At 69.7% G+C, this 21,461-nt stretch carries 24 protein-coding genes and 1 tRNA gene; 13 read left to right on the forward strand and 12 right to left on the reverse strand.

The window, feature by feature from the left end:
- Positions 1-248: 248 nt before the first annotated feature.
- Positions 249-1,025, reverse strand: coding sequence for a PhzF family phenazine biosynthesis protein (locus tag IEY55_RS11690; protein WP_189057131.1), 777 nt, complete (start codon positions 1,023-1,025; stop codon positions 249-251).
- Between the two features lie 84 nt (positions 1,026-1,109).
- Here IEY55_RS11690 and IEY55_RS11695 point away from each other — a divergent pair, with 84 nt between their 5' ends.
- From IEY55_RS11695 to IEY55_RS11705, 3 genes are all read left to right on the forward strand, one after another.
- Entirely contained in the window at positions 1,110-1,493 is a 384-nt protein-coding gene (locus IEY55_RS11695; RefSeq protein WP_189056955.1) for a thioesterase family protein, read from the forward strand.
- A gap of 145 nt (positions 1,494-1,638) precedes the next feature.
- A complete protein-coding gene (locus IEY55_RS11700; protein WP_189056957.1) occupies positions 1,639-2,496 on the forward strand; it encodes an NAD-dependent epimerase/dehydratase family protein in 858 nt (285 codons plus the stop codon).
- Positions 2,497-2,650: 154 nt separating this feature from the next.
- Positions 2,651-3,211, forward strand: coding sequence for a flavoprotein (locus IEY55_RS11705; RefSeq protein WP_189056959.1), 561 nt, complete (start codon positions 2,651-2,653; stop codon positions 3,209-3,211).
- On the opposite strand, the gene IEY55_RS11710 is transcribed toward IEY55_RS11705, so the two are convergent.
- Positions 3,184-3,702, reverse strand: coding sequence for an NUDIX domain-containing protein (locus tag IEY55_RS11710; protein ID WP_229686276.1), 519 nt, complete (start codon positions 3,700-3,702; stop codon positions 3,184-3,186). The two genes, IEY55_RS11705 and IEY55_RS11710, sit on opposite strands and share 28 nt — an antisense overlap.
- 20 nt (positions 3,703-3,722) lie before the next feature.
- Positions 3,723-4,547, reverse strand: coding sequence for a DUF817 domain-containing protein (locus tag IEY55_RS11715; RefSeq protein ID WP_229686277.1), 825 nt, complete (start codon positions 4,545-4,547; stop codon positions 3,723-3,725).
- Between the two features lie 464 nt (positions 4,548-5,011).
- Here IEY55_RS11715 and IEY55_RS11720 point away from each other — a divergent pair, with 464 nt between their 5' ends.
- The 3 genes from IEY55_RS11720 to IEY55_RS11730 all read left to right on the forward strand — a co-directional run bounded on the left by IEY55_RS11720 (position 5,012) and on the right by IEY55_RS11730 (position 7,342).
- On the forward strand, positions 5,012-5,557 hold the full coding sequence (locus tag IEY55_RS11720; protein WP_189056963.1) for a hypothetical protein: 546 nt from the start codon (positions 5,012-5,014) through the stop codon (positions 5,555-5,557).
- 113 nt (positions 5,558-5,670) lie between these two features.
- Positions 5,671-6,267 (forward strand): carboxymuconolactone decarboxylase family protein, encoded by a 597-nt coding sequence (locus tag IEY55_RS11725; protein WP_229686278.1) that lies wholly within the window; start codon positions 5,671-5,673, stop codon positions 6,265-6,267.
- Positions 6,268-6,352: 85 nt separating this feature from the next.
- A complete protein-coding gene (locus IEY55_RS11730) occupies positions 6,353-7,342 on the forward strand; it encodes a DUF1259 domain-containing protein (protein ID WP_189056965.1) in 990 nt (329 codons plus the stop codon).
- 751 nt (positions 7,343-8,093) lie between these two features.
- On the opposite strand, the gene IEY55_RS11735 is transcribed toward IEY55_RS11730, so the two are convergent.
- Positions 8,094-8,504 (reverse strand): hypothetical protein, encoded by a 411-nt coding sequence (locus IEY55_RS11735; protein ID WP_189056967.1) that lies wholly within the window; start codon positions 8,502-8,504, stop codon positions 8,094-8,096.
- 914 nt (positions 8,505-9,418) lie between these two features.
- On the opposite strand from IEY55_RS11735, the gene IEY55_RS11740 reads away from it, so the two are divergent.
- Together IEY55_RS11740 and IEY55_RS11745 are read left to right on the forward strand one after the other, a co-directional pair.
- A complete protein-coding gene (locus IEY55_RS11740) occupies positions 9,419-9,865 on the forward strand; it encodes an acyl-CoA dehydrogenase family protein (protein ID WP_189056969.1) in 447 nt (148 codons plus the stop codon).
- A 46-nt stretch (positions 9,866-9,911) separates the two neighbouring features.
- Complete coding sequence (locus IEY55_RS11745) at positions 9,912-10,964, forward strand: acyl-CoA dehydrogenase family protein (RefSeq protein ID WP_189056971.1); 1,053 nt, start codon at positions 9,912-9,914, stop codon at positions 10,962-10,964.
- A 361-nt stretch (positions 10,965-11,325) separates the two neighbouring features.
- Here IEY55_RS11745 and IEY55_RS11750 read toward each other — a convergent pair.
- Positions 11,326-11,408, reverse strand: a tRNA-Tyr gene (locus tag IEY55_RS11750).
- Positions 11,409-11,519: 111 nt separating this feature from the next.
- Between IEY55_RS11750 and IEY55_RS11755 the strand changes: the two genes are divergently transcribed.
- The 3 genes from IEY55_RS11755 (at position 11,520) to IEY55_RS11765 (ending at position 15,382) form a co-directional block, all read left to right on the forward strand.
- The gene (locus tag IEY55_RS11755; protein ID WP_189056973.1) at positions 11,520-12,011 is read left to right on the forward strand and encodes a YajQ family cyclic di-GMP-binding protein; all 492 of its coding nucleotides are present in this window, start codon (positions 11,520-11,522) and stop codon (positions 12,009-12,011) included.
- Between the two features lie 234 nt (positions 12,012-12,245).
- Positions 12,246-13,127: a glucose-1-phosphate thymidylyltransferase RfbA gene (rfbA, locus tag IEY55_RS11760; RefSeq protein ID WP_189056975.1), complete on the forward strand. Its 882-nt coding sequence runs from the start codon at positions 12,246-12,248 to the stop codon at positions 13,125-13,127.
- Between the two features lie 218 nt (positions 13,128-13,345).
- The gene (locus IEY55_RS11765; protein WP_189056977.1) at positions 13,346-15,382 is read left to right on the forward strand and encodes a DUF6541 family protein; all 2,037 of its coding nucleotides are present in this window, start codon (positions 13,346-13,348) and stop codon (positions 15,380-15,382) included.
- Positions 15,383-15,464: 82 nt separating this feature from the next.
- On the opposite strand, the gene htpX is transcribed toward IEY55_RS11765, so the two are convergent.
- The 4 genes from htpX to IEY55_RS11785 all read right to left on the reverse strand — a co-directional run bounded on the left by htpX (position 15,465) and on the right by IEY55_RS11785 (position 18,054).
- Positions 15,465-16,340, reverse strand: a complete 876-nt coding sequence (gene htpX, locus IEY55_RS11770; protein ID WP_189056979.1) for a zinc metalloprotease HtpX — start codon at positions 16,338-16,340, stop codon at positions 15,465-15,467.
- A gap of 99 nt (positions 16,341-16,439) precedes the next feature.
- Positions 16,440-17,027: a 4Fe-4S binding protein gene (locus IEY55_RS11775; RefSeq protein WP_229686279.1), complete on the reverse strand. Its 588-nt coding sequence runs from the start codon at positions 17,025-17,027 to the stop codon at positions 16,440-16,442.
- Complete coding sequence (locus IEY55_RS11780) at positions 17,024-17,608, reverse strand: NADH-quinone oxidoreductase subunit C (RefSeq protein ID WP_189056980.1); 585 nt, start codon at positions 17,606-17,608, stop codon at positions 17,024-17,026. Before IEY55_RS11780 ends, IEY55_RS11775 begins: the two co-directional genes overlap by 4 nt.
- A complete protein-coding gene (locus tag IEY55_RS11785; RefSeq protein WP_229686280.1) occupies positions 17,605-18,054 on the reverse strand; it encodes an NADH-quinone oxidoreductase subunit B in 450 nt (149 codons plus the stop codon). The genes IEY55_RS11780 and IEY55_RS11785 overlap by 4 nt, the downstream gene beginning before the upstream one ends.
- A gap of 90 nt (positions 18,055-18,144) precedes the next feature.
- On the opposite strand from IEY55_RS11785, the gene IEY55_RS11790 reads away from it, so the two are divergent.
- Complete coding sequence (locus IEY55_RS11790; RefSeq protein ID WP_189056982.1) at positions 18,145-18,387, forward strand: DUF2630 family protein; 243 nt, start codon at positions 18,145-18,147, stop codon at positions 18,385-18,387.
- Between the two features lie 258 nt (positions 18,388-18,645).
- Here the strand turns inward: IEY55_RS11790 and IEY55_RS11795 are convergent, their stop codons facing one another.
- Positions 18,646-18,924 carry a hypothetical protein gene (locus IEY55_RS11795; RefSeq protein ID WP_189056984.1) on the reverse strand — a complete coding sequence of 93 codons (279 nt, stop codon included), beginning with the start codon at positions 18,922-18,924 and terminating at the stop codon, positions 18,646-18,648.
- 147 nt (positions 18,925-19,071) lie between these two features.
- Between IEY55_RS11795 and IEY55_RS11800 the strand changes: the two genes are divergently transcribed.
- Positions 19,072-19,797 carry a VOC family protein gene (locus IEY55_RS11800; protein WP_189056986.1) on the forward strand — a complete coding sequence of 242 codons (726 nt, stop codon included), beginning with the start codon at positions 19,072-19,074 and terminating at the stop codon, positions 19,795-19,797.
- A 47-nt stretch (positions 19,798-19,844) separates the two neighbouring features.
- Here the strand turns inward: IEY55_RS11800 and IEY55_RS11805 are convergent, their stop codons facing one another.
- Entirely contained in the window at positions 19,845-20,345 is a 501-nt protein-coding gene (locus IEY55_RS11805) for a hypothetical protein (RefSeq protein ID WP_189056988.1), read from the reverse strand.
- Between the two features lie 265 nt (positions 20,346-20,610).
- Complete coding sequence (locus tag IEY55_RS11810) at positions 20,611-21,372, reverse strand: IclR family transcriptional regulator (protein ID WP_189056990.1); 762 nt, start codon at positions 21,370-21,372, stop codon at positions 20,611-20,613.
- Positions 21,373-21,461: the final 89 nt, after the last annotated feature.

Raw genomic sequence — 21,461 nt, forward strand, 5'->3', positions numbered from 1 at the left:
CCCCTACCGGTCACGTGCCGTCACCCGGTCGCGGAACCCATCAGGCAACTCCCTGGTGGCAATTGCCAGTGATCGGGTTCTGGATACCCCTTTGGAGTGGTCGAGAGCAATATCGGGTAAACCTTGTGTCCACTACGCAGTGTAACCGCTTGGCATCCGGTCCTGCGAAGGCGCAGGTCTCGTTACTGTTTGGCGTCATCAGCCGTCGTGTGGTGAAGCTGACACTTCCGGCGCCGTCTTCCCAAGTGTCAGACGTGCAGTGTCCCGCTCAGCACCGTCACGGCACGGCCGGCGAGAACGACCCGGTCCCCGCGTCGCGCGACACGCACAATCCCTCCTCGGGGTGACGCCTGCTCGCCGACGAGTTCGGCCCGGCCGAGCCGGTCGGACCACCGGCAGGCGAGCGTGCAGTGCGCGGACCCGGTCACGTCGTCCTCGGGCACGCCCGCCGCGGGGTAGAAGCACCGGCTGACGAAGTCGATGTCCGCCCGGTCGCCGGGTGCGGTCACGATGACCCCGCGAACGGGCAGCCGCTCCAACACCGCCAGGTCCGGGCGCAGTGCCCGCAGCTCCGCCGCCGAGGCGACCTCCACCAGGAAGTCTGAGACGCCGCGGGTCACCGCCTGGATGCGCACGCCGGGCAGCCCGCCGGTCAGGTCCGACGGTGGCTCGACGGGTGCGGGCGGGTCGGCCGGGAAGTCCATCGACAGCCAGCCGTCCGCACCGACCGCACAGGTCAGCACGCCACTGCGGGTGTGGAAGCGGCGCGTGCCACCGAGGATGTGCGCGGTGGCGAGGGTGGCGTGGCCGCACAGGTCGACCTCGGTGGTCGGGGTGAACCAGCGCAGCGGCAGCGCACCGTCGACCTCGCGGTCCAGCTCCACGAACGCGGTCTCGGCGTGCTTCATCTCGGCGGCGACCGACCGCATCCACGCCCCGGTGGCCGGTTCCCGCAGGAGCACCACGCCCGCGGGGTTGCCCGCGAAGGCGCGGTCGGTGAAGGCGTCCACGACATGGATCTCGATACCCATGCCCGCAACCTAAACGGTGGAAAACCTGGGCAAGAGCGATTTTGGCGCCGCGCACGGGGCGCCCCTAGCCTCGGTGGCATGGACGTGGCGCCGGGCACCCAGACAACCGTGGAGCGGGTCGTCGAGGAATCGGACACCGCGAGCGTGGTGGGCAGCGGGGACGTGCCCGTGCTCGCCACGCCCAGGCTGCTCGCACTCGCCGAGGCCGCAACGGTCGCGCTGCTGGCCAGGCACCTGGCCCCCGGCTGGACGACGGTCGGCACCCGGGTGGAGCTGGACCACGTGCGGGCGACACCCGTCGGCGGAAAGGTCACCGTGCGGGCGACGTTGGCCGAGGCCAACGGCAAGCGCCTGCGATTCGAATTCGAAGCGGTCGACGGGGACGGCCAGGTGGTCGGCCGGGGCACCGTCCACCGGGCCCTGGTGGAGCGGGAGCGCTTCCTCGGCCCGACCCGGAACTGACCCGGCGGCGGGCCCTCGGTGCCGCTGTCCGCCGCGTGGCGGAGCGGGCAGGCCGGCCAGGCGCATGCGCTCAGCGGTCCGCACCGTGCCCTCATCGGCTCCGGTGCCCCTCCCGGAGACGATCCCAACCTGATCTGATCAGCTCATGCGGGTTCTGGTCACCGGTGCATCCGGCTATGTGGGCCAAGCCGTGGTGCGCGCGCTGGCCGCTGCCGGCCACCAGCCGATCGGTCTGGTGCACCGGGTCGCGTCGTCCGACCTCGGTGGCATCACGTGGCGCCGTGGTGACGTGCTCGACGTGCCCTCGTTGCGGGCAGCGGTCGACGGTGTCGACGCGGTGGTGCATCTCGTGGCGCTCGCCAACGTGCGGGAGTCGTTCGAGCACCCGACCCGCTACTACCGGGTGAACGTGGGCGGCACGACCAACGTGCTCGACGCCCTCGCGGACCAGGTGGGTCCGGCACGTCTGGTGTTGGCCTCCACCGCCAGCGTGTACGGCTCGCCCGCCCGACAGCCCATCACCGAGGACACGCTGCCCGACCCCAACAACCCCTACGCCGCTTCGAAGCTGGCCGCTGAGCAGGCCGTGGCATGGCAGACGCGGGCCGGCCGGTTGGGTGCGGTCACGTTGCGGTTGTTCAACGTGGCCGGCGCCGTGGGAGAGCAGGGCGATCAGGACGACACCCGAGTCATCACCCGAGCCTGTGCGGTGGCCTCGGGGCGGGTGGCCGGCCTCGACATCTACGGCGACGGCTCCGCCGTCCGCGACTTCGTGCACGTCGCCGATGTGGCGCGTGCCTTCGTCCTGGCGCTGGATACCTGCCGGTGGGGGGACTACCGGGTGTTCAACGTGGGAGCGACACCGGCGACCGTGAACGAGATCGTGGCCGTGACCGAGTCGGTGGCCAGGCGACCGGTTCCGGTGACGCGGCACCCGGCCCATCCCGGTGAGGTCCGTGAGATGCGTGCGGCGACCGAGCGGATCCGGCGTGAGCTGGGGTGAGTTCCCGAGCGGTCCAGGTTGCCGGACATCGTTGCCGATCAGTGGCGGGTCGAGTGCCGGTCACCGCGAGGTGACGGGTGAAGCGAGCATCGGGGCGATAAGGCGCACAGCGAAACCCAGAACCGAGCAATCCAACGGAGCAGGGAGGTCACGGGTGTCGCACGGGGTGTTAGCGGTCGTCGGGTCGGCCGCCGGCGGGCTGCAGGGCCTGCGCACGGGCCTGGTCGAGCCGGCGGTGGACCTCGGTTGGCAGGTAGGGGTCACGTTGACGCCGACCGCCGCCCGCTGGCTGGCCGATCTCGGCGAGATCGAGCGGCTGGCCGAGGTCACCGGGTTGCCGGTGCGGTGGGAGTCCCGGTTGCCCCGCGAGCCCAGGCCGCATCCGCCGGCCGACTGCTACGTGGTTGCCCCGGCCAGCGCGAACACCGTCGCGAAGCTCGCGCTGGGGATCGGGGACAACCAGGCGCTCACGCCGGTCTGCGAGGGGATCGGAACGCCCGGGGTCGATGTCGTGGTGTTCCCCAGGGTGAACGCCGCGAACGCCCGGCACCCGGCCTGGGAGGGTCACCTGGCCACGCTCCGAGGCGGCGGTGTCCACCTCGTCTACGGTCCGGACGTCTGGCCGCTGTACGAGAGCGGGGAGGAGCCCGACCGAGCCATGCCGTGGGCGACCATCCTCGAGACGGTTCAGCGCACCCGGCCGAACTCGGCGTAGCGCGGGACGCCGTCCGCCAGCGCCGTCAGCGCGGTCAGGACGCGTCGCCGCAGGGACGGCCGGAGTTCGGCGGCCGGGTCCGCCGGGTCCAGGAGGTGAACGGCGCGCAGCTCGTCGGTGGCGAGGCGAAGGTTCGCGATCTGGTCGTCGTCCAGGACTCCCCCGTCGAAGACGAACGCCACGGCATCTCCCCAGGCCCCGTGCGCGGGCACCCAGTCGACCACCAGCAGAGGGCCGATCGGCAACACCGTCCCCAGCTCCTCGCGGATTTCGCGGTGGCACGCCATGAGCGGTGACTCGTCGTCCTCGACCATCCCGCCCGGCAGGTCCAGGTAGGGCTTGTAGGTCGGCTCGACGAACAGGACGCGGCCGGCGTGGTCGCGCACCAGGGCACCGGAGGCGGTTCTCTTGCGTGGCATTCGTTTCGCGATACCGGGCACGAACTCCCGCTCCGGCTCCCCCTCGGCGTTCAGGTCCTCGGCCAGCCCCACGGCGGGTAACCCTAGCGATCTCAGGTCTGCGGCAACGGATCGCGTCGGTCCATCTTTGGCGCGTCCACTGTGGTCGGTCGTAGTTGGCCATGCCTGGACTTCCATCCCGCGACGAGTACGAACGACACGCTGACCAAGAGTGCCCACGCGCCGAACTTCGACGGATGCACCAGGCGCCAGACCTCCAGCTGGTACGGGTACCGCCAGGCGCCGAAGTACGTGGCGACGTTCTCGGCCACCCACAGGAAGAACCCGATCAGTACGAAGGACAGCGCCAGCGGCATCCGGTACCGGTGCCCTCCCACCGTGAAGTGCACGTGGGCGCCCCACGTCACCACGAGCAACGCCGCAGCGAGCAGCCAACGCAGGTCGGGCAGCCAGTGGTGGGTGATGAAGTTGGCGTAGATCCCGGCGGAGACCAGCCCGATGGCCAGCGGGCGGTAGTTGGAGACGCGCAGGTCGAACAACCGCCACCCCCAGCAGACGTAACTGCCGACCGCGGCGTAGAGGAAGCCACTGTAGAGCGGGACGCCGCCAAGCTTGGTCAGCGCGGGCTCGGGGTAGGCCCACGAGCCCAGGTGCACCTTGACCAGCTCGAAGGCCAGCCCGATGAGATGGAACACGCCGATCACCGCGATCTCGCCGGTCGTTTCCAGTCCGGTGAGCCAGAACAGCAGGCTGACCAGCAGCCCGTACAGCAGCAACGCGTCGTAACGCGGGATCGGCAGGTCGACCAGCGTGGAGGCGGCGAGGCCGGCGAACAACGTCACCGCGAACGCGCAACTCCGTGCCTCCAGCCACGCGAAACGTAGCAGCTGGAGGACACCGAACCGGACAGATCTCACAAGTGGGTGACGCTTGACGGCCGGCTTAGTTGCGTCGTCACGCACGATTGCGGTGAGACACCGGCCGCCCTGATCGGGGTGCGTGGTCGGGGAGATGGTCTGGCGGCCGATTTTCCTGGTCGCCGGCTCGGGATTCGTGGCGCGATCCGGCGCGTGGGAGAAACCGTTCGGAGTCATCGGGAAAGGGATGGCGGTGCCTCGCTGACGCGTGCGAGCGGGCGGCGTGTATATCGCGTGACAGCCGGCAGGCTCCGCCCAAACTGCCCGCCACCACAAGGAGTTCGCTTGCCTCCCGCCTGCGTGTGTCCCGCTGCCGGACCACTCCCTTGCCGGCATTGGAAAAAACGACCACCGCTGATTCGTCCGCGCTTTGTCTGGACGTTTAGCATCCCCGCCCAACCGCCCGCGTATCCCGGTGAACAACGGCGAGGAAACAACAGCGACAACTGGGAGGAAACCGGAACATGAGATCCGGATGGCTGGTGCTCCTGGTCGGCCTGGTGGCCGGCGCGGCGGGCACGATGGTCCTGGACATCACCGGCTACCTGGACATGGTGGTCAGCGGGCGGGCGGCAAGCCAGACGCCGGCCGCCGTGGCCGACACCCTCGCCAGGGTCCTGGGCGTCGACCTCGGCGACCCCGCAGCCGTGCCCGGTCGTCGCGCCGCCGTGGGCGCACTGCTCGGCTACCTCACCGGACTGGCCGTGGGCGCCGGGTACGCGCTCGCCCGTCTCCGGGTCCGCCGTTTGTCACTTCTCCCGGCCACGTTGGCCGTGTTCGTGGTCGTGATGCTGGCAAGCAACGGCCCGATGGTCGTTTTCGGGCTGACGAACCAGATCGGGTGGGGCTGGCGGGACTGGATCTCCGACCTCATCCCGCACCTCGGCTACGCGGTGGTCACCGCCGTGGTGTTCGAGGTGCTGTACCGCGTTGTCCAGCAGCTGCCGGAGTGGGCGACAACAGCCGGCCACCACGACGAACCAGCCGCCACGAACAGCACGGGGGCATAGCGCGTCTACCAGCGCCGGTAGCTGGGAGCGGGCGCTGGCCCTGGACACGGCTTTGTACCCTTCGGCTACTGCCGGTCATCGGACGAGTGCGCTCGGCAGCCAGGGTCGATAGCATGGCCGACGATCTTGCCGGGTCCGGCGAAGGGCGTGACGCCATGCCGCACATCGACCTCCCCACCGACTCACCGGGCATCATCGGCCTGTTCGAGTTCCGTCCGGAGACGGCACGGCCGCTCCTGGAACTCGGTGAGGCGTTGCTCCGTTCGGCGAAATCCCTCTCCCCGGGGGAGCGCGAACTCATTGGCGCCTTCGTGTCCGGGCACAACCAATGCCGTTGGTGTGCGCGGTCGCACTCGGCGAACGCCGCGGCCCAGCTGTCCGGTGGAATGTCGCTCGTCAACCAGGTCCACGCGGATCCGGAGTCGGCGCCCATCTCCGACCGGCTCAAGGCGTTGCTGCGGATCGCGGAGTTGGTCCGGCAGGACGGTAAGGCCGTCACCGCGGAGGATGTCGCCGCCGCGCGCGCCGCCGGCGCGTCCGACCTGGACATCCACGACACCGTGCTGATCGCCGCGATGTTCTCGCTGCTCAACCGCTATGTCGACGGGTTGGGGGCGACTGCACCGGATGAGCCCGAGTTCTACGAGCAGCTCGCCGGGCTGCTCACCGGGCGGGGCTACCTGGCCGTGCGGGAGCGGCTGCCGGCCTGACGGAGAACGCGCCACCAGGTGTGATCACAGCACCCTCGGGGACCCGGCTGAGGAGCGAAGCCGACCACGAATTGGAGTGAGCTTGATGTCGCGGGGACATGCCGGCCGCCTGCTGGGGACGATCGCGGCAGCGGCCGTGATGCTGGCCGGCTGCGCCGACGGGGGTGATGGTCCGGCGGGCGGCACGGGTACCGGCCATCGGGACAAGCTCCCCGCGGGGCAACAGCGCGGGCAGGACCCGGTGCAGACCTCCGAGGACGACTGGAAGGGCGTGGCGGAGGCGTTGGGCCGCGCCGGGAAGATGTCCGGTGACACCGTCTACCGAGTTGGCTTTCCCCGGAGCGACCTGAACCTGGTGTCAAGAGGGATGCCGATCAAGGCTGGGTTCGCGCTGGGTTCCTACGCGGTCTTCGCCCGCTATCCGGACGGCAAGAACATCGCCATGGGCGACCTGGTGGTGACCGAGGAGGAGCTGCCGAAGGTCACCGACGCCCTCCAGGCCAGGGGGATCGCGCAGACCGCGGTGCACAAGCATCTGCTGGCCCACGAGCCCGACGTGTGGTGGACGCACTTCCACGCGGAGGACAACGACGCGGCGAAGGTCGCGAAGGGGCTCCGGGAGGCGTTGGACGCCACGGCCACCCCACCGCCCGGCGATCCCGCGCCGGACGAGCCGATCGACCTGGACACCAAGGCGATCGACGAGGCCATGGGCACGCAGGGCAGGAACGACGGCGGCATCTACAAGTTCTCCTTCCGCCGCAAGGAGACGATCACCGCACACGACAAGGTCCTCCCGCCGGGGATGGGGGTCACCACCGCGATCAACTTCCAGCCCACCGGTGGGGGTAGGGCCGCGGTCAACGGGGACTTCGCGATGACCGCCAAGGAGGTGCAGGACGTCATCCAGGCGCTGCGCTCCGGCGGGATCGAGGTGGTGGAGCTGCACAACCACTCGCTGAGCGACGAGCCGCGGCTGTTCTACATGCACTTCTGGGCCAGCGACGATGCTGCGGCGCTCGCCCGGACGCTGAGGCAGGCCGTGGACAAGCAGGACGTCGAGCCCACCGGATAACCGGTCCGGCGCACGGTTGGGGGGAGTGCCGACCACGCTGGCGGCGGAGACGTCAGCCGGCCGGCCTGGTACGACAACGCGCTGGCCCGACCAGCGGAAGGACACAGCTTTACCCGGACACCTCGGGGGCCAGCGCTGGCTCGCGTTGTCGGCACGGCACAGCGCCCTCCGGCCCAGCGCCACATCACCGGCCCGCTCGGCGGGAAGGCGCGGCTCTGGAATGGCCGACGGATCCGGCATCAAGGGTCATCACCACACTTTGTTGCATATTGAAATTGCATGCCGCAACGAACTTCCGAGGCTCGATGGGGCCTTCATCGAGCGGGAACCTCTTGAGACCTGCCCTCTGCCCGCACTCGCACAGCGCTTCGGCCTTCCGGGGCCATGGTGGCCGCGCGTGGTCGGTTCCCTTCCCCGTCGCGCCCCTCGCCACGGAAACATCGTCCCGCCCGACGCGCTCCACCAAACCGAAATTCAGCCGCCCTCTTTTCGTCGATATATCGACCCCTTTTCTCCGTCGATATGTCGACATTCACGAGTCACACACGAGGAAGGTCGCAGACGCAGCAGATCGACACACCTCACTGATCCGCCGAACCACTCCCACCCGGTTCCGGAAAGACCTTGTCACGAGTTCCGGATACCGGTCACCCCGCCGGCCGGAGATCGCCTGCACCCACGATTCGCGCGCCGCACACGCAGGAGCGCCGGACCCAGGGCCCGGCGCTCCCGTTCGACTGTCCCGGAGTTGTCAGAAGTTCTGGATGGCGATAGTGGTCACGCCCCCGGTGCCGGAGTGGCACGGCTTGGTCGGCTTGTCACACGGCTTGTGGTACGAGCTGCTACAGCTCGAGTAGCTGCAGGGGCTGTAGTCGTAACCACAGGTTCCGCCACAGTAGTCGTAGCCGGAAGTGCAGCTACCGCCGCAGTAGCCGGAGCCGGAGCCACAGTAACCGCCGCAGTGCCCACCGAACCCATAGCCAATGCCGCTCACGTTGATTGGGGTCTGGATCTGGTTGAAGGACGCGATGTTGATCGCGCCGTTGAGGTCGTTGTCCTCGTAGTGGCAGTAGCCGGCGCCGCAGCTGGCCCAGGCTGTGCCACCCATCAACAGCACCGCCGCGAACGAGGCGGTAATGACACCGGCGATCTTCCTCAGCATGTCGCTCCCCTTGGTTCTGATCGCGTTACGTGATCTTGACAATGGGTCGGCGACCGACAGGGCCCACAATGTCGGCACGGCACACAGGAACCGCCGCAGGCCGCTATTGAACCGAGCGAGACCGGCCCACGAACTCCCATTGTCGACCGCCCCGGAAGTCGCGCCACCCCCAAACGCGAGTCCTACCGATATGTGTTATCCATATTGATCGACTCATGAATTATTACCATAACGTTACGATCTATATCCCCTGCCCGGGGGATCCACCACCTGCTGGACCTCTCGACCGTCCCGGACCCCCGCCACGGTTCCACTCCCAGCCGGACCGCACGCACCACCGGCGCTCCCACCTGGAAGCAGGGTGGGGTCTGTGCACGAGCAGTCACAGCCACGACCCCGCCGAGGACGCCAGAACCCTGCTGACGGGTGACGCGGCGCGCGGCGTCGACGCAGCCCAAGCGAACGTGGACGTCGGAGAGACGAAGGCACCAGGGCCCCCGCACGCTGCCCTCTGTCGCGCCGAACGTGAGCGGGTAGTGCGAGGGAAGCACGCACCACCTGTCACCTGAGTTCGGTGTCGTCAACCGCATACCCCCACTAAGGCGTGACGTTGCGCGGACCAAGTGTCACCTAGCCGACACTTCGCTCTTCCCCTTGCCGTCAGGCGGATTCCTTGTTCACCACGTGCTGAGAAGGAGGTCCGCTCAACTATCGGGGCCGGCGAGGGCCAGCCGATCGCGACCCCACATCGTCGGCCGCCGACACGTCGCTTCATGCCGCGGAACCAGCGTGGGTCCGTGGCAGGGCGACAACGTGCCGTCCGCCCGGGCGGACACGCGTAACCGGGCCCGAAAGCGGGACCCGTGGGCCACGCCTCCATCGGTCGGAGGCTCGAGGAAGAGCGAGATTCTGTCATGACCAACGATCTCTTGTCGTTGTCGACGGAGGAGTTCATCGGCAACATCGAGGCGGTCGCGAGATCGCGGTTCGACTGCGGGATCTACCCGCAGCAGAACCTTCCGGCGCAGGACTGGGCGATCCTGGTGAAGGCCGGTGTGCTGTTGCCCGCGCTGCCCAAGGAGTTCGGGGGACGCGACAGTCACGTCGACATATGCCGGGTCGTCGAGTGCCTCGCCGAGTGGAACCTACCCCTCGGCATGTACACCAAGACCATCACCGCGGTCGCGCTGCGGCCCGTCGTGCTGTGGGCCGGTGCGGAGGCGAAGCGGGAAATGCTGCCGTCCTTCGCTTCCGGGGAGCCGATGATCTGTGGCTTCGCCACGACGGAGCCGGGCTGCGGTTCCGCCATGTCCAGCATGCGGACGACCTATGAGGAGGTCGAGGGGTTACCGGATCCGTGACAGGAAACACCGGCAGGGCTTCAGCTCCACCGCGCACTGGTGGTTGGTGAGCGCGAAGAACGACGACAATGGCAGGAAGTACGGCTACTTCATCCTGAAGCAGAGCGAGGGTTTCCGGGCCGTCGAGACCTACCACCCGTTCGGAATGAAGGTTCTCGACTACGGGCTCAACGAGATCGACGCCTTCGTACCGAAGCATCGCAGGATCGAGACCGAGAACAGGAACCTCGGTGCGATGGTGGAGATGCTCATGCCGCCACGTGCCATGATGGCGGCGCTGGGTTTCGGCTTCCTGCGGAGGATCAACCGCGAGGCGCACGCTTACGCGAATACCCGCCAGATCGGGCCGGCGCCTCTCGCCTCGATCCGTTTCGTCAGGTACCGGCTCAAGGCGATCGAGACCTCGTGCACGATCTGCGAAGCGCTCGACCACCACCTCCGCACACGGCTGAACGTGAAGGCCGACATGAGGGAGTTCTTCCCCGCCGTGCAGGCGCTGAAAACGGTTGCCACGGAACGAATGTTGGGCTCTGCGCATCACTACCAGCAGTTGGTGGGCGGCGAGGGGTACCGCTGCGGTTCGCCCACGAACATCGCGGCACAGGCGTTCCTGGACACGCGGGTCTTCACCATCTTCGACGGCACCAACGACCTGCTCAGCCAGCAGCTCAGCGAGTACTGCCTGGCCAGGCGCGCGGGCAGGTCGCTGAGCAGCTTCCTCGCGAGCTACCCGCTCACCGCACCCGCGATCACGGCGTACCACCTGGACCTGAGTTTCCTCGACCAGGAACTCGAGCAGGAGCATCTCGTCCTCGGTGGACGTGCCATCGCATATGTGATCGCGATCTCTCAGGTGATGAGGTGGGCCAAGGAAGTACAGGGGGACGCCCCGGCCAGGGCCCGGGCGGCGATCGAGTTCCTGAAGGTCGACATCAACGGCATCGCAGGGGAGTTCGGCCTTCTCGCCAAGGGCGTCCTCGTCGAGGGTGAGACTGCGGGGTCGGTCAGCGGGGTGCTCTCCCGCTCGATCCCGGTTCCCACCAACCCCTCGCCTGACGAGGTCATCACGACGGGTGGACAGGCTCCGGTCGCCAGGTAGTACTGCGCACACCGGATGATCTCGGATCGTCCGCTATCTGATGTTCGCGGAAGGCAGTGAGGGGTCGCTGGGTTCTCAGCTCCCAGGGCAACCCCGGGGGACGACGGCTGCGCTGCTCGTCCTGGCTCGATCAGCCGGTTGAGGCGCAGGCGTCGGGCATGCCGAGGTAATGACCTTACTGAGGAAAGCGGGTCGCACATCGCCGCTGGTTGGGTCCAGGCCGTGCTCCGTGGCCGTTGATCTTGGGCAAGTGTTGGGCACAGCCATCCGACAGTAACCGGGTCAGCCGGACGCCACCGGACGGGACGAAGATCGCCCCCGTGACCTGTTCACGCTGGTCACGGGGGCGATTTCGCTGGGGTGGCAGGTGTTGGATTCGAACCAACGTAGGCGTGAGCCGACGGATTTACAGTCCGCTCCCTTTGGCCGCTCGGGCAACCTGCCATTGCCGCCCTCTCCCGGGCCGCGCAGAGAAGGATACATACCTCCTGCCAACGGGTTCCAACCGGGTCCGGGTAGCGTGGCGTCCCGGACCCGAGACGAAAGGTGTGCACGTTGGCAGACCCGTCGTTCGACGTGGTGAGCAAGGTCGACCACCAGGAGGTCGACAACGCGCTCAACCAGGCGGCCAAGGAGCTGTCCACCCGCTTCGACTTCCGCGGCACCGGCGCCCAGATCTCCTGGGCCGGCGACGAGGCCGTCACCATCCAGGCCGAGACCGAGGAGCGGTGCCGGGCGGCCGTCGAGGTGTTCAAGGAGAAGCTGGTCAAGCGGGGCGTGTCGCTGAAGGCGTTCGACGTCGGAGACCCGACACCCGCCGGCAAGGTGCACAAGGTCACCGGGAAGATCGTGCAGGGTATCTCCGCGGACAAGGCGAAGCAGATCGCCAAGGCCATCCGCGACGAGGGCCCCAAGGGGGTTCAGGCGCAGATCCAGGCTGACCAGCTCCGTGTCTCCGGCAAGAAGAAGGATCACCTGCAGGACGTGATCGCGCTGCTGAAGAACAAGGACTTCGGCATCGCGCTGCAGTTCACCAACTACCGCTGAGTACCGCGAAGGCCACGCGCGAGTGAGCATCGCCCTAACAAGGTGCGGAGCGAGCACGTGGCCGAGCAATCCAGCCACAGCGAAGGCCACGCGCGAGTGAGCATCGCCCTAACAAGGTGCGGAGCGAGCACGTGGCCGAGCAATCCAGCCACAGCGAAGGCCACGCGCGAGTGAGCATCGCCGTGACAAGGTGCGGAGCGAGCACATGGCCGAGCACTTGAACGGAGGTCGACGATGAGGGGGATCATCCTCGCCGGTGGGAGCGGGACCAGGCTGCACCCCATCACCCAGGCGGTGTCCAAGCAGCTGCTGCCCGTCTATGACAAGCCGATGGTGTACTACCCGCTGTCGGCGTTGATGCTCGCCGGGATCAGGGAGATCCTCCTCATCTCGACCCCGGCCGACCTGCCGCTGTTCCGCCGGCTGCTCGGCGACGGCTCGCAGCTCGGCCTGCGCATGGCCTACGCCGAGCAGCCGCAGCCGAACGGCCTGGCCGAGGCGTTTCTGATCGGCGCCGACTTCGTCGGCGACTCCGACGTCGCCCTGGTGCTGGGCGACAACATCTTCTACGGCCAGGGTTTCTCCACCCTGCTGCAACGCAGCGCCGCCGAGCTGGACGGCTGCGTGTTGTTCGGCTACCAGGTCAAGGACCCGCAGCGCTACGGCGTCGGCGAGGTCGACGCGGACGGTCGCCTGGTGGCGATCGAGGAGAAGCCGGCGGTGCCACGGTCCAACCGCGCGATCACCGGCCTGTACTTCTACGACAACCAGGTCGTGGAGATCGCCCGCGGCCTCACCCCCTCCGCCCGGGGCGAGCTGGAGATCACCGACGTCAACCTCGCCTACCTGCGGCAGGGCCGGGCCCGGCTGGTCGAGCTGGGCCGCGGCTACGCCTGGCTGGACACCGGCACGCATGACTCCCTGCTGGAGGCCGGCCACTTCGTGCAGGTGCTGGAGCACCGCCAGGGCGTGCGGATCGCCTGCCTCGAGGAGATCGCCCTCCGGATGGGCTACATCGATGCCGACGCCTGCTACGCGCTGGGCGCCAAGCAGGCCAGGTCCGGTTACGGCGAGTACGTGATGGAGGTTGCCCGCGCCGCGGGTGCCTCCTCCTGACCCCACCTGGAGCCTGCTCCGCCAAGCTCGGTACCCGGGCCGTCCGGCGAGATCAGGCGGTTCGGGTGGCCGGCTGCGTTGCCCGAAGGGACATTGACCCTGCCCGCGGGACAGCGTTCACTGCCTGTCATGGTCATCCCCAACCCGACGTCACCCGAGCCGGAGAATGACGGGGGCCGTCCGGGGGTGTTCGGTACAGCCGGTCACGAGGGTGTGCGATGACCTTGTCCGACTACCTGGTCCTGGTCGCCGCGTGTCTCGCGTTCGTCCTGCCCGGGGCCGCGCTGCTCCTCGCGTTGGGTTTGCGGCGCCCGCTGTGGCTGGTGACCCTCACGCCGGCCACGTCCTTCGGTACGGCCCTGGTCGTGGGCACCGTCACCGCCCCGCTCGGGGTGCCCTACGGGCCGCTGTCGCTGGGTGCCGTCACCGCGGCGATGCTGGTCGTGGGCGGGGTGCGCTGGTGGCGGGCCCGGCCCGGGCGCATCCGGTGGCCTCGCCCGTCACTCATCACGTCGATGGGGTTCCTGCTCGTCCTGCTGGGCTCCGCCGCGGGCGCGGCGGCTTGGTTGCGGGGGCTGGGCCGGCGGCTGGGCACGATCGCCCAGGAACACGACACGATCGTGCACCAGGTGCTCACCGCCTACATCCAGCGGACGGGGCGGGGCGCGCCCTGGCAGTCGCTGCCCCTGGACCTGATCGACGGCCAGCCGACCCAGTTCTACCCCGCGGGCCTGCACCTGGTGGCCACGGTCGTCGGCAAGGTGGCGGGCAGCACGGTCCTGGGCCTCAACGCCGTCACCGTGGTGGTGCTGGGTGCCGGTTTCGCGCTCTCGGTCGCCACCCTGGCGCACGTCGCCGCGCGCCGGGCCGGCCTGTCGAAGCAGCGGGCGATGCTGGTGGCCGGCATCGCGTCGATCGTCTCGATCGGCCTGTACCGCCCGACGTTCGCGATGGCACATGACGGTGGCCTGTTGCCCAACGCCGCGGCCATGGTGCTCGCTCCCGGGCTGGTCGCGGGGTTGCTGTCGCTGCCGCGGCGTGACTGGCGGGTCGCGGTCGCCGCGGGAGTCGGCTGCGCGGGCCTGCTTGCAGTCCACCCCACGGCCGCCGTGACCGTCGGCCTGACGTTGCTGGCCTGGTGGGCCGCCGAGCTGTTCACCCGCACCGGCCGGCAACGGCTGGCGGCACAGGTCGGGCCGCTCCTGGCCACCGGGGGTGTTGCGCTGGTCGTCGCGCTGCCGCTGCTGATCCCGGCCGCGACCATGTCGGGCGCGGTCACCAGCTTCCCACCCGACATCCCGGCCACACCGCTGAGAACGGCGCTCGAGGACACGCTGGGCTTCACCTATGGCGGGTTCAGCCCGGTTTACCAGGGCCGTTCCCAGGTCGTTTTCGGCGGGCTGGCGTTGCTCGGGGCGGCGGTGCTGGTGGTGGGCCGGCGCGGCCCGGGCCTCCTGGCGGCCTACGCCTTCTGGGCGGCGGTGACGGTCGCGGCGTTCGTCCACCCGGGAAAGCTCCCGGCGTCGCTGGTCACCGGCTTCTTCTACCACGCCCAGCTCCGGGTCTGGTCGCACGTCTCGCTGCTGGCGCCCGCGATCATCGGTCTCGGGCTGGTGGTGGCCGCGTCGTACGTGGCCGCGGCGGCGCGGAACTGGAACGTGGTGCCGGCCCGGTGGGTCGTCACCGGTGCGGTCCTGCTGTTCGCGATCGCCTACCTGGCCCAGCCCGGGGCCCGCTACGCCCAGGCCGGGGCCCGGCTGGTGGCCGCCCGTTACGCGGCTCCGGACTTCGTCCGGGTCGGCGAGGACGACCAGCGCGCCATCGCCTGGCTCGCCGAGCACGTGCGACCGGGGCAGCGGGTCCTGAACAACGGCAACGACGGTTCGACGTTCCTGTACGTCGAGAAGGGCATCCCGGTCGTCAACGTCACCTCGCTCGGCGCGCCGAACCTGCCCTATACCTATCGGCTGCTGCAGGCGTTCGACCGGTACCCCGAGGACCCGGAGATCCGGCGGATGCTGCTGGACCACAACGTCGCGTGGGTGTATGTGGACTGGAACGCGCCGTACATCGGCGCGCCGCCGCCCGCGAGCGAGTGGTACCACTCGACCACCTACAACCTGGCTCCGGGCCTGCGGAGGCTGGATGGGCTGCCGGGGCTGTGGCCCGCCTTCCGTAGCGGCACCGTCGCCGTCTACCAGCTCGACCTGGACGTGGTGCGGGCGACGAACGGCACCACGGGCGCGTCGCGCTGAGCGGCCGGCGTCTCGTCAGGGCAGGCCGACAGCGGAGCGGCGCACCACCAAGGCGGTGCGCCGCCGGGAGAGGTTCAGGGGGTCACCAGGGCAGCCGGTGGCCGGCCATGCCCTCCAGGCGCCGGATCCGGTCCTCGATCGGCGGGTGGGTGGAGAACAGCTTGGCCAGCTGCTCGCCCGGCCGGAACGGGTTGGCGATCATCAGGTGGGACTGGTTGACCAGCTCCGGCTCCGGCGGCAGCGGCCGGGCCTTGGTGCCCATCTCCAGCTTGCGCAGGGCGGAGGCCAGCGCCAGCGGGTCCCCGGTGAGCTGGGAGCCGGAGGCGTCGGCCTCGTACTCCCGGGAGCGGCTGACCGCCATCTGCACGATGCCGGCCGCGACCGGGCCGAGGATGGCGATGAGAAGCATGGCCAGCGGGTTGGGCCGGTCATCGTCGCCCCCGCCGAACAGGCCGGCGAACATCGCCATGTTGGCCAGGAACGTCACCACGCTGGCCAGCGCGCCGGCCACGGACGAGATGAGGATGTCGCGGTTGTAGACGTGCGAGAGCTCGTGACCGAGGACCGCACGCAACTCACGCTCGGTGAGCAGGTGCAGGATGCCGCTGGTGCAGCAGACCGCGGCGTTGCGCGGGTTGCGGCCGGTCGCGAAGGCGTTGGGAGCCTCCGTCGGGCTGATGTAGAGCCGGGGCATCGGCTGGCGGGCGGCGGTGGCCAGCTCACGGACGATGCGGTACATGGCCGGCTGCTCCGCCTCGGACACCGGCTGCGCGCGCATGGCGCGCAGCGCCAGCTTGTCGGAGTTGAAGTAGGCGTAGGCGTTCATGCCCAGGGCCACGAACAGGGCGATGATCATCGCGGTCCGGCCCATGAGCCCGCCGACCAGGACGATCAGTGCGCTGAGGGCACCGAGCAGGAGCGCCGTCTTCAGTCCGTTGTGGTGCTTGTGGACAGGCACGTCTGGAACCTCCGGGTGCTCGCCACGCCCGGTGCGGCCGGGTCGTTGCGTCTGCACGGATAACGGTCGACGCGGTCCCAGGGTTCCCGACGCAAACGATCAACGCGCAGGTCGCAGGCCCCGCGGCGCCTTCTCCGGGGCGGGTTCGGCGGCCGGGTCCAGCGGGGGCGGCGGGGGCACGTCGGCCACCCACTGCCCCAGCCGGTCGCGCTCGTGCACGAGCTCGGCGACCGCCCCGTCCCCGTCCGGGCTACCCGTTCCCGGATAGCCGAAATCGGGCGCCCAGTGCAGGGCGTCGAACGGGCACACCTCGATGCAGATGCCGCAGTACAGGCAGTGCCCGTAGTCGATGGCGAAGCGGTCGAGGACGTTGCGCTTGCGGGGTCGGGCGGCGCCGGGTGGCTGCTCGGTCTCAGTGTGCGAGGCGATGTGGATGCACCAGTCTGGGCACTCCCGCGCGCACAGCATGCACACGGTGCAGTTGGCCTCCAGCAGCGCGATGACGCCCCGGGAGCGCGGCGGCAGCTCGGGCTGCTCGTGCGGGCCGTTCCCGCCCTGTTCGGTGCTTGCCACTGTGCGCTGGTCCTCGGTCGCGTGCTGGTCGCCGGTGTTGTCGCGCGGGCCCTCCGGCGGGTGGTTCGCCGCTACCCGCAGGCCCTCGTCGTCACGGCCTGCGATGTTGGTCACTCCTGTTCCTCTCTGCGCGGGCCCCACTCCGGTCCGGGCACCCCGGGCGGGGCGAGCCGTCGGCGGCTCGGCGCGGCGGTGCCGTCCTCGCCCGGCTCGAGCCGGCCGGGCCACGGCCGCACCACCCGGGAAGCCAGGACGAAGTCCTTGCGGAGCGGATGGCCGGCGAAGTCTGCGGACAGCAGCAGGTGGGCGGGGGCAGGCTCGTCGGCCAGCGCGAGGCCGAACATCTCCGCGGCCTCCCGCTCGTGCCAGCCCGCGCCCGCCCACATCCCGGCGACGCTCGGCAGGGCGCCGTCCGCCGACACCTCGGTGCGCATGAGCAGGCCGTCCCAGGTCCCGGGCTCGAGCACGTGCAGGGTCACGGTGTGCCGCGCCCCCACGGCGCCGGGGCGGCCGGCGTCCTCGGCGCCGAGCCAGTCGAACACGGTGCAGCCCAGCTCGTCGCGCGCGAGGCGGGCCGCCTCGGCCCACCGCTGGAGGGGCACCTGGACGCTCGTCTGCCCGAACGCGGTGCGCGCCTCGGCCTCCGGGAGGATCGCGACCAGCAGCTCGGCCAGCCGGCTGCTCGCCGCGGTCACGCCCGCACCCCCCGGGTGACGAGCCGGTGCAGCGCCACCAGGCCCTCCAGCAGCGCCTCCGGGCGGGGCGGGCAGCCCGGGACCGCCACGTGCACCGGCAGGACCTGGTCGATGCCCTTGGTCACGGCGTAGGAATCCCAGTACGGGCCGCCGGTGTTCGAGCAGGCCCCCACCGACAGGACGTACCTCGGTTCGGGCATTCGCTCGTATGTGGAGAGCACGGCGGGCAGCATGACGTCTGTGACCGTGCCGGAGACCACCAGCACGTGTGCCCGCTCCGGGGCGCCGGGCACGGGTTCGACGCCGAGCATGGCCGGCCGCCGGTCGCGGTCGTCGCCGCGGCCGTGCAGCGCGGCCATGACCTCGACCCCGCAGCAGGCGAGGCCGAGATCGAGCACGGTGACCTCGTAGGTCGTGCCCCAGTCGAGGGTGAAGCGGGTACCCACGAATGGAGGGTAAGCCAGCGCGGCGGGTGGGTCGCACGACCGCGTGCCGGCGGAGGTCGAGGCGCCTGGAAGGTGAAGGGAGGCCGTGCCGTGAAGGACCGAGAGGTGTTCGTCCGAATCCGTGAGCTCGTCGACGAGGAGCACCGGCTCCGCGAGGAGATCATCGGCCAGGGCATGTCACCCAGCGACAACGCGCAGCTGCGGGACCTGGAGCGGGCCCTGGACCAGTGCTGGGACCTACTGCGGCAACGCCGGGCCCGGCGGGAGAGCGGGAGGGACCCGAACAGCGCCCACGCCCGCCGGCCGTCCGAGGTCGAAGGCTACTCGCAGTGAGGGTTGTCGGGGCTGCTCAGGCGACTGGTCCCCGCTCTCGTCGTTCGGCGGGCGGTTGGCGCGTCGCTCAACGCGGCGCGGACGATGTTGGCAGAAACGGCGGAAAGATTCGCGCCGAGCCGGAGATCAGCGGGGTAGTTCACCAACGTCGAGTTGCGCTCGTGCTGGGCTCACGCGGGCGTCTCCCGCGGCGCGGCAGCGGGGATCTCGCGGGCCACCCGCGGCACACGGCTGGCCAAGCCCGTCATGGGCGGCTGGTCAGCCGCGGAGGTGGGTCTCCAGGACGTCGCGCCACGGGTTGGTGCAGCAGGGGCGCTCGATGCGACGGCCGTTCTCCAGCGCGGCAACGATGGCGCGCACCTGCTCCGCGGTGACCTGTGGCTTGTTCACCGGGCCGGTGGGGACGGCGCGCAGGATCGCGGCCAGGGCGTCCAGCACGAGCGTGGCGTCCCGGAGCGCGGCTTCGGGCACGAGCCGGGCGGGCTCACCCACCACGTCCTCGACCTCGTGCACGACCTCGGCATTGATCTTGCTCATCGGCCGGATGCTAGGCCCGAGTCGCGAGCCGGTCGTCCGTTTCCACTCGTTCGGGGCCCATTCCTGCCCGTCCCGTGGGACGCTGCCCGAGATCGGCTGTCGGTGCCGGGACTAGCTCGGCGACCGACTCCTTCGGGGGGTGTGGCGATGAACGGGATCCAGCTCAGCCAGGTGGTGATCGACGCGGCGGATCCGGGGCGGCTCGCGGGATTCTGGGGTGCGGCGCTCGGGTGGCCGGTGACGCCGGACGGGGACGAGGTCGTGGTGGACCCGCCGGCGGACGCGGCCGGCTGCCCGCTGGTGTTCGTGCCGGTCGCCGACCCGAAGGCGGGCAAGAACCGGGTGCACCTCGATCTCCGGAGCGGGTCGCGGGAGGAACAGGCCGCGGTAGTCGAGCGGCTGTGCGGCCTGGGAGCCCGGCCAGCCGACATCGGGCAGGACGGGGTGCCGTGGGTGGTCCTCGCCGACCCCGAGGACAACGAGTTCTGCGTGCTGGAGCCACGCGAGCAGTACGCGGGGTACGGGCAGGTCGTCGCCGTGGTGATCGACGCGGCGGATCCGGGGCGGCTCGCGGGATTCTGGGCCGAGGCCACGGGCTGGCCGCCCGCCTCCTCGGCCGAGGTGTTCGCGTCGCTGCGGAACCCCGCCGAGCGCGGCCCGGACCTCGAGTTCCTCCGCAGTGACGAGCCCAGGCGCGGGAAGAACCGACTGCATCTCGATCTGGCGCCCACGCGGGAGCGCGACCAAGCGGCGGAGGTCGAGCGGCTGCAGGGGCTGGGAGCGGTGACGCGCGACGTGGGTCAGCGGAACGTCTCGTGGGTGGTCCTCGCCGACCCCGAGGACAACGAGTTCTGCGTGCTGACGCCTCGCTGAACCGGCAGCGGTGCTCTGCCGCCCGTCAGGCTTCGCCCAGCCCTGCGCTACACACGCCCAACCGCGCGGACTCCCCGCGCGGTCCTGCTTAGCTCGTCGGCGTCGAATCGGTTCGGCGCGATCCGCACCTCGACCGCAACACCCGGCTCCACCAACCAGAACGCCTCGGTGTCGCCGATGAACCCGTTGCCGTCGTCGTGGCGGAAGTCGGCCAGCTGCCACCGCCCCGGGTCGTGCTCGTGGTAGTCGGCCAGGAAGTCACGCAGGGCGACGGGACTGCTCAGCTTCTGCCCACGCAGCACGAACACCTGCAGGTCGACCTGGTGACCGCCGCTCTCGACCTGGCGCTCCCACGCACGCTGGGTGAACCGCACGTCTCCCCACTCGTAGGGGAAGTCCGTCACCAGCTCGCCGACGCCCGCCGGCACGTGAGTCACCTCGAAGCCGTCCAACTCGCCACCTCGCTGACCAGCAGCGGTTCCCCCTACCAACAGCACCGAGCTGACACTGGCGACAACAACGGCGAGGAAACGTCGGATGAACCCCACCGGAACCTCCCTTCCCCTTGATCATCCTTGCGGGCGGCCCCGATCCCGGGCTCCCCGACTCGCCTGGCCTGCCCCGGATCTCACCCTTGTGGATACGCTGTGGGCCAGTTGACGCACGCGGTGGCGCTGGTCATGGCACAGCTGGTCAACATGTGGCCTGACGTCAGCGGCGAGGCAGGGCACGGGCGTGCGCTGGGAGAAAGTTGCGGCAAGGCGGTGGATGCCTTCACGGCTCCAGCCAACGATTTGTAGCGGCAAGAAGCCGTTATGCAGGTGCGTTGTGGTCGACAACCGCCCGGTACGTGCGCATGATGACCGCCGCCTCGTGGGCTCCGCGTCGGACCGCGGCCACGAGCTGATGCTGCCGGCGGTGGAACTCGTCGGCCGGCACGGCAACGGACACCGCGCCGACCACCGTCCCGTCACCGGCACGAACCGGGGTGGCCAGGCATGCCATTCCTGGCACGACTTCCTCCAACTCGGTGGCCAGCCCGTCCCGCCGTACCTGGCGGAATTGCTGCTCCAGCTCGTCGACTTCGGTGATGGTGTTGGGAGTCAGGCGGTGCATTCCGGTCGCGGTCAGGTAGCGCCGACGGGCCGCTGTTGTCCACGACGACAACAGGACCTTGCCGTGCGCGGTCGCGTGCGCGAACCGGTCGGTTCCCAGCTGGAACGCCGGATCAGTGTCCCGTGTGGTCATATCCGCGACCACGATGTCGCCGTCGCGGTAGGTCGAGTAGTAGGCGGTCGCGCGGGCGGCGCGCTGGATGTGGCCGAGGAGGCCGTGCAGGTCGTCGGTGATCCGCATCTGTTGCCAGAAGGCGCGGTTCAGCCCGGACACCTGGTGTCCCAGTACGTAACCGGCGGACGTGCGGACCAGGTAGCCACGCGCGGACAACACGTTGATCAGGTTGTAGATCGTCGACAGGCCACAGCCGGCACGGCGGGCCAGTGCCTTGGCTGACACCGGTTCACTCGACGCGGCAACGGCTTCCAGAACGTCCATCGCTCGGTCCACGGTCTGCACGTCGTCACCTCCTCCCCCCGCCCATGGTGCCCGGACGGGCGGCGGCCCTCACCGCCGTACTTAGGGGAAATGGCGAGAATCACGTGCTC

This window comes from Longimycelium tulufanense (assembly GCF_014645795.1).
Taxonomy (GTDB): Bacteria; Actinomycetota; Actinomycetes; order Mycobacteriales; family Pseudonocardiaceae; genus Longimycelium; species Longimycelium tulufanense.